Source organism: Pedobacter sp. 10L46_2, assembly GCF_056395165.1.
On sequence record NZ_JBFTIZ010000367.1, the window covers coordinates 1 to 4,855 of the forward strand.

At 35.2% G+C, this 4,855-nt stretch carries 9 protein-coding genes; 5 read left to right on the top strand and 4 right to left on the bottom strand.

Annotation, left to right across the window (positions count from 1 at the left end):
* The 4 genes from AC1DDX_RS25000 to AC1DDX_RS25015 form a co-directional block, all read left to right on the top strand.
* The coding region (locus AC1DDX_RS25000; RefSeq protein ID WP_477622791.1) for a hypothetical protein at window positions 1-313 on the top strand (313 nt) is incomplete at its 5' end.
* A 79-nt stretch (window positions 314-392) separates the two neighbouring features.
* Complete coding sequence (locus AC1DDX_RS25005) at window positions 393-869, top strand: RNA polymerase sigma factor (RefSeq protein WP_288883856.1); 477 nt, start codon at window positions 393-395, stop codon at window positions 867-869.
* A gap of 2 nt (window positions 870-871) precedes the next feature.
* Window positions 872-1,306, top strand: a complete 435-nt coding sequence (locus tag AC1DDX_RS25010; RefSeq protein WP_477622792.1) for a hypothetical protein — start codon at window positions 872-874, stop codon at window positions 1,304-1,306.
* Window positions 1,264-1,629: a DUF2784 domain-containing protein gene (locus AC1DDX_RS25015; RefSeq protein WP_172662483.1), complete on the top strand. Its 366-nt coding sequence runs from the start codon at window positions 1,264-1,266 to the stop codon at window positions 1,627-1,629. Before AC1DDX_RS25010 ends, AC1DDX_RS25015 begins: the two co-directional genes overlap by 43 nt.
* A 104-nt stretch (window positions 1,630-1,733) precedes the next feature.
* On the opposite strand, the gene AC1DDX_RS25020 is transcribed toward AC1DDX_RS25015, so the two are convergent.
* Together AC1DDX_RS25020 and AC1DDX_RS25025 are read right to left on the bottom strand one after the other, a co-directional pair.
* On the bottom strand, window positions 1,734-1,925 hold the full coding sequence (locus tag AC1DDX_RS25020) for a cold-shock protein (RefSeq protein WP_012780707.1): 192 nt from the start codon (window positions 1,923-1,925) through the stop codon (window positions 1,734-1,736).
* A 104-nt stretch (window positions 1,926-2,029) separates the two neighbouring features.
* On the bottom strand, window positions 2,030-2,245 hold the full coding sequence (locus AC1DDX_RS25025; protein ID WP_172662484.1) for a hypothetical protein: 216 nt from the start codon (window positions 2,243-2,245) through the stop codon (window positions 2,030-2,032).
* Window positions 2,246-2,321: 76 nt separating this feature from the next.
* Here AC1DDX_RS25025 and AC1DDX_RS25030 point away from each other — a divergent pair, with 76 nt between their 5' ends.
* A complete protein-coding gene (locus tag AC1DDX_RS25030) occupies window positions 2,322-3,035 on the top strand; it encodes a YqjF family protein (protein WP_477612329.1) in 714 nt (237 codons plus the stop codon).
* A 10-nt stretch (window positions 3,036-3,045) separates the two neighbouring features.
* On the opposite strand, the gene AC1DDX_RS25035 is transcribed toward AC1DDX_RS25030, so the two are convergent.
* Entirely contained in the window at window positions 3,046-4,107 is a 1,062-nt protein-coding gene (locus AC1DDX_RS25035; protein ID WP_337717807.1) for a carboxypeptidase-like regulatory domain-containing protein, read from the bottom strand.
* A 29-nt stretch (window positions 4,108-4,136) separates the two neighbouring features.
* A complete protein-coding gene (locus AC1DDX_RS25040; RefSeq protein WP_288883850.1) occupies window positions 4,137-4,805 on the bottom strand; it encodes a class I SAM-dependent methyltransferase in 669 nt (222 codons plus the stop codon).
* Between the last annotated feature and the right edge of the window lie 50 nt (window positions 4,806-4,855).

Here is a 4,855-nt window from a genome sequence, read left to right on the forward strand (position 1 = left end):
AGATAATATTGTCGGGTATGATAGTCAATCGGATGTATTTATCATAAAGGAATCTACTTTTGGAACTAAAAAAAGCATGTATTTTAATTCACGATTAAAATACATAAATGGAATAGAGACCTTTGACAGGTTTTCACCTAATGATTTGCTTGCTTCAGTTATAAAGTATCCAAACGGCGCGGAACTTCGGCAAAAAAATACATTCACTTACGATGATGATGACTTTCCTGTAACTTTGTTAACGGAGGCTACATTTGAATCTGGCGAAAGTGCAGGAACCTTTAGATATACTTTTGAGTATAAGATGTATTGATTCTACGGATAATGTAAGTTTTCTTCGGTTTCTGCAACCTATTGAGAAATTGAAGAAATATGTATTTAATTATTAATCTATGGATGAGCAGCCCTTTTTAGTACTGATTCAGGAACATCAGGGTATCATCCATAAGATTTGCAGATTATATCGTGATAGTAAGGAAGATCGGGAAGATCTTTTTCAGGAAATCACCTATCAACTATGGAAGTCCTTTCCTTCATTTAAAAGGGAAGCAAAGGTAAGTACATGGATGTACCGTATTGCGCTCAATACCGCAATTGCTTCGTTTCGGAAAAAAAGACTTGATGTTGAATATCATCAAGTGTTGCCGGATTTGCCTGATGACGAGGTAGATGAAGAATATGCCATTCGGCAAGAAAGCTTGTTTGCAACGTTAAAACAACTTAACGAAAGTGAAAGGGCTATTGTTGCCCTTTACCTTGACGACCTTAGTTATAGGCAAATTGCTGAAATAATTGGCATAAATGAAAACAACGTAGGGGTTAAGCTCAATCGAATAAAACTCAAAATCCAAAAACTTTTAATCAGATAATTATGGAAACTGATCCACTTAAATTAGCATGGAATGCTGTACAAACGCCAGTTAAAACGAATAAAGAACTGAGCTCAATGCTTATCGAAAGCAAACACCCGGTGCTTAAGGGCATCAGAAAGCAATTTACAATAGAGATAATCGGATGGTCGGTATTTTTGCTTTGCTATTATACCATGTTTGACGGCGATCAAAAGCCCATTGCAATCAATATATTACTCGTTGTATCTATGCTTTTTGCACTTATTCATAATGTTTTGGGCTACAATTTTTCAAAAAACCTTATTAATGGAGGCMCMATCAAGTCATCATTAGAAAGATACCTGCAATTATGGAATTTAGTGTGGAAAAAGAGACTCAGTAGGACACATTTGTTTAGACTTAACTATATCGTATGTACTTGTTTCTGGATTGGTTTTTTACAGCATTACACTTAATCATTATTGGATTTAACCTGGTAGGGTGGATTTGGAGAAAGACAAGAGCACTTCATTTTGTTTTTGTACTATTAACAGCCGGCTCATGGCTGATATTAGGTATTTGGTTTGGACTCGGTTATTGCCCAATAACTGATTGGCAGTGGCAACTAAAGGAAAAGCTGGGCGAAACCAATTTACCAAACTCTTTCATAAAGTATTTTGTCGATAAAGTGACCGGGGGGGATGTATCTTCCACATTTGTTGATATTGCCACAGCTTCATGCTTTATCGCAGCAGTATTATTATCCGTTTATTTAAATTTTATTAAAAAGAAACGATAAAGGCTTATTTGAACAGGTTCATTAATGACTCAGAACAAAATGATTGGAAACAAAAAAAGCATCCTTTTAAGGGATGCTTTTCTTTAATTTATAAAATGAGTTGATTAACTGATCTTAACATTAATTGCGTTTAAGCCTTTTTTACCTTGCTCAACGTCATAGCTTACTGAATCATTCTCACGAATGCTATCGATTAAGCCTGAAGAGTGTACAAAGATTTCGCTATCGCCATTAGCTGGCACGATAAATCCAAAACCTTTTGTCTCATTGAAAAACTTTACTGTTCCTTGTTGCATTATATTGTAATTTAATTATTTTCAAATGTACATTTAATTTATTGAAAAACAGCAATTTATTAAAAATATATTCATATATTCTTTAATTGATACTTCAAGCCAACCTATTTTGATCTTTTTGAGGTTAGTAAAATAACCACCCCTGCAATCAAAACTACACCACCGATGTATGGAGGCCAGTTTACACTTTTTTCCCTGTCTGCCGAAATCTGAATAGGGCCGGCATCAATCAACTTTTCTTTTTTGGTGTAGGTAAATCCTGTCCAAATCAGCATAACAACGCCAAGGATTATCATTACTAATGCTATTGTTTTGTTCATGGCTATCTCTTTAATTTATTTTATACAACAGCCTTGTATATTAAATGTTTGATTATAATATTTTGTATTTTGCATAATGAGTTTTTTAACCGCTGAGTGGCGAAAGCTAGCTATAGCTAATTATGCTATTGATAAGAATTTACTTATTCCCTATTTGCCGGCTGGCACAGAGCTGGATTTATGGAATGATACCTGTTATGTAAGCTTAATCGGCTTTCTGTTTAAAAACACAAAGCTGTTGGGGTTCAGTATTCCCTTTCATGCAAACTTTGAAGAGATAAACCTTCGGTTCTATGTCAGGTATAACGATAATGGAGTCGTAAAAAGGGGTGTGGTATTTATTAAGGAAATAGTGCCAAAATTTGCATTATCAATAGTAGCCAATGCTATTTATAACGAAAACTATGAGGCAATGCCAATGAGTCACTGTATAAAGGAAAATGAAGAAGATCGTTATGTAGAATATAAGTGGCGGTATAACAATCAATGGCAAAGTTTTAGTGTAACGGCAAACAAAGCCCTTTCAGAAATCCAGACGGGAAGCGAAACCGAATTTATTACAGGCCACTACTGGGGATATGCAAGATATAGCTCAGAAAAAACTAACGAATATGAGGTAAAACATCCTAAGTGGGCCCAATACAAAGTAAAAAGCTTTAATATCGCTGTTGATTTTGGATTGGTATATGGACAGAATTTTAGTTTTCTTACACAGCAGCAACCTGTATCGGTAATGCTCGCCGAGGCCTCTGATATTTCTGTTGAACGAAAGAATACGATTCGTATTTAAATACTTATTATTATTGCGTATCCGGATCATATTCCAGCGGAAGCTGATCTGCTATACGTTTACGACCCCAAAATCCCTGGATCAATAGGTTTTTGTATCCTGCATAGCTACCTCTAACATCAACCTGCGCATCCAGTTGTAAAACAGATCCGGTTTCGTCCATCTCTATGATTTCCCAGCTTCCTTTTGATGGGGCAAGGGATGCCACTTTTTTCTTATCATAAACGGTATAGAGTCGCTTTTTATATTTAAAGGTGATAAAATTGCTGTCTGCGCGTTCAATAAGCTGTTCTGTGTACACTGGAGTTGGATCTATCATTAATGGAAAATCAACGTTTTTTATAACATGCGTAAGGAAGCCTTCCTCCTGAGTTTTGTTTTTATAAAGCGCTCTTAAATAGTGCATGAGCGATCCTTCATATGCCATTTTTCTATTTGCTTTCCAGGTCTGCTGCTCTTCATTTGAGCCCTTAATATCTTCAAAAATAGATTCTCCATCATAGATCGTTGCATCAGCTGTTTTATTGTATTGAAATTTCCTCAGTAAGTATTTAATACGATATCCAAGTTTTCGGTTTTCTATGATCAGAAAATCAGGCGAATTGGCTTTTAAAATAGCCTTTTCTGTAGAGAAATCAATGATATCTGTATTCAATATCTTGCATTCTTTTGCATTTTTAGATTCTCCCATGAAATATTTAGTGAATGTTTTTAGAAAATTCTTGCGCTGATTGTTATCGCCAATAATCACTTCGTCTAAAATGATTTGTTTTTCCTCTAATGTGAAATTGAGAACAACCGATTTTTCTAAAACAACTGCATTTTGTTTTATTGAGCCGTAACCCAACATATTAACCACAACCTGATAAGTACCAGGCACAATACCGGAAAATTTAAATTCGCCTTTAGTATTGGTTGTTGTTGATTTTTGAGATCCGTCAATAAATATTGTGGCGGCCTCAATTTGTTCAGCTTTGGCATTTGTTACTGTTCCAGATATGGTAAAAGTTTCCTGAGCATTTACACCAGTACAAAACAGGGTGAATAGTATAAAAATGATTGTTTGTTTCATTAGAGAGTAGTTAATCGTGTGTTTTTTATTTAAAGTTTTTTTGCTGTTATGATTATAATGTCTCGTTCTATAAAATCTCCAAGGCTACCTTTAATGTTCTCTTTCTCCTGAGTAATTTTAGCAATGGAAAAACCAGCTTTAATGAGTGTTTCTGAAACGGTTTCCTTGTCATATAGCCGAAACTTCCATTTTGTAAAAGGAAGTTTTTTCATGAAGTCTTTGTCGGCAAAGCCGATGCTGAAACTGCCGCCTGGCTTTAATACCCTGTAAATTTCCTTAGCGTAAACATCGGGGGTTTCCCAAAAATAAATGGTATTTACCGTAAATATTTTATCAAATGAACCGCTTTGGAAGTCAATGTCATGGCCATTAGATAATTCAAACGAAACAACATTCTTATCAACAAACGCTCGATTTATTCTTGTTGCCTCCTCAATCATAGTTTCAGAGATGTCAATACCAAAATAATGAACTCCTGTTGATTTGGTGATGATGGAATTTACATGGCTTCCATTGCCCTGACCGATTTCTAAAACATGATCATTCGCTTTTATGTCCAGTTGCTGTATGGTCCTGGCAATCATATTTTCATTTGAAATAGCCATTCTTTCGCCGGTTTTTATTCCATTATCACCCTTTGGTGAGCTTAGTTGGCTAGCCATTTCTTTTAAATCATCATCATTCCAGGTTGTGCTCATAGTGTATTGTTTTGGCTTAAGTGTTGTGACTATTCAAATAAGATTATCTA

What these genes read in the sequence shown, in the direction of transcription:
- AC1DDX_RS25025 (WP_172662484.1), bottom strand. Translation starts at nt 2,245, where the DNA reads ATGAACAAAACAATAGCATTAGTAATGATAATCCTTGGCGTTGTTATG.
- AC1DDX_RS25015 (WP_172662483.1), top strand. Translation starts at nt 1,264, where the DNA reads ATGTACTTGTTTCTGGATTGGTTTTTTACAGCATTACACTTAATCATT.
- AC1DDX_RS25040 (WP_288883850.1), bottom strand. Translation starts at nt 4,805, where the DNA reads ATGAGCACAACCTGGAATGATGATGATTTAAAAGAAATGGCTAGCCAA.
- AC1DDX_RS25030 (WP_477612329.1), top strand. Translation starts at nt 2,322, where the DNA reads ATGAGTTTTTTAACCGCTGAGTGGCGAAAGCTAGCTATAGCTAATTAT.
- AC1DDX_RS25035 (WP_337717807.1), bottom strand. Translation starts at nt 4,107, where the DNA reads ATGAAACAAACAATCATTTTTATACTATTCACCCTGTTTTGTACTGGT.
- AC1DDX_RS25020 (WP_012780707.1), bottom strand. Translation starts at nt 1,925, where the DNA reads ATGCAACAAGGAACAGTAAAGTTTTTCAATGAGACAAAAGGTTTTGGA.
- AC1DDX_RS25005 (WP_288883856.1), top strand. Translation starts at nt 393, where the DNA reads ATGGATGAGCAGCCCTTTTTAGTACTGATTCAGGAACATCAGGGTATC.